Source organism: Methylobacterium sp. BTF04, from assembly GCF_010692745.1.
GTDB lineage: Bacteria > Pseudomonadota > Alphaproteobacteria > Rhizobiales > Beijerinckiaceae > Methylobacterium.
Genome location: NZ_JAAHTB010000187.1, coordinates 1 through 1,105 on the forward strand (window position 1 = coordinate 1; position 1,105 = coordinate 1,105).

Annotated in this window: 1 protein-coding gene and 1 pseudogene; both read left to right on the forward strand. The window is 69.9% G+C overall.

What is annotated here, in order from left to right; all coding sequences use genetic code 11:
• Positions 1-677: pseudogene (locus G3T14_RS24880) on the forward strand (Clp protease ClpP); the annotation flags it as partial.
• Positions 678-679: 2 nt separating this feature from the next.
• Positions 680-1,060 (forward strand): head decoration protein, encoded by a 381-nt coding sequence (locus G3T14_RS24220; RefSeq protein ID WP_163645010.1) that lies wholly within the window; start codon positions 680-682, stop codon positions 1,058-1,060.
• Positions 1,061-1,105: the final 45 nt, after the last annotated feature.

Genomic DNA, 1,105 nt, shown 5'->3' on the forward strand with positions numbered 1-1,105 from the left:
CCACCATCGAGATCGACGCGCATGACGAGGGCGACGAGATGGGCCCCGAGCCCACCGCCTTCGACTTCCGCCTCTACCAGCATCCGCCCGAGCGCCTCGTCGCTCTGGCTGACCGACGGGCGTGGACAAACCGCGCGCGTCCCACTGCGGCCATCCCGGCCGCCCCCCAGCGCCAGAAGGAGAAACCCATGGCGAACGAACAGGCGGGCGGCGGCACCACCGTCCCTGCCAATCCGAGCGCGGCCCTCGCCGCCACCGTGGAAGCCGCGCGGGGCGCTCCTACGGCTACGACCGTCACGCGCGCCGATGCGTCCGAGATCGTCACCCTCTGCATCGCCGGCGGTGTCCCTGCCATGGCCGCGAGCCTGTTGGCCGAGGGCGCCACCATTGACCAAGCCAAGGAGCGCATCGGCGCGGCCGGCGAAGTGACCAACCTGGTGGCGCTCGCCCGCCGTAAGGACCCGACCCTGGCGGCCGATCTCGCCGTCACCATGCTCACCGAGGGCAAGACCGTGGAGCAGGCCCGCGCCGCGCTCTTCGACAAGCTGGTGGCCACCGAGGAGAAATCCTCGGTCTCGTCCCATGTCCCCGCCGCGCTCGGCAAAGCCGGCGCCACCGCATCCGCAACCAGCATGGAGCGCGAGCTGAAGCGCGCCGGCATCAAGAAGGACGCCTGATCATGGCTCTGCTCGAAACCGCCGCCGTCGCCTCCGACTGGCTCAAGTATGAGGCCGGGAGCTACTTCTCCCGCGATACCGCGATCATCGCCTCGGGCGCCGGCAAGCTGAAGACCGGCACCGTGCTCGCCCAGGTCACCGCCACCGGCAAATACGTGCCTGTCGCCGCTGCCGGCTCGGACGGCTCGCAGACCGCGACCGCCGTCCTGTTCACCGGGGTCGACGCCACCAGCGCCGACGCCAAGGCCGTGATCGTCTCTCGGCACGCCATCGTGAGCCACAACGGCCTCACCTACGGACCCACCATCACCGATGCAGCGAAGCGCGCGGCGGCCAATGGCCAGCTGAAGGCGGCGGGCATCCTCGTGCGCGAAGGAGCGTAAGCCGATGCCCACCATCCTCGACATCTTCAATCAGGACGCGTTCTC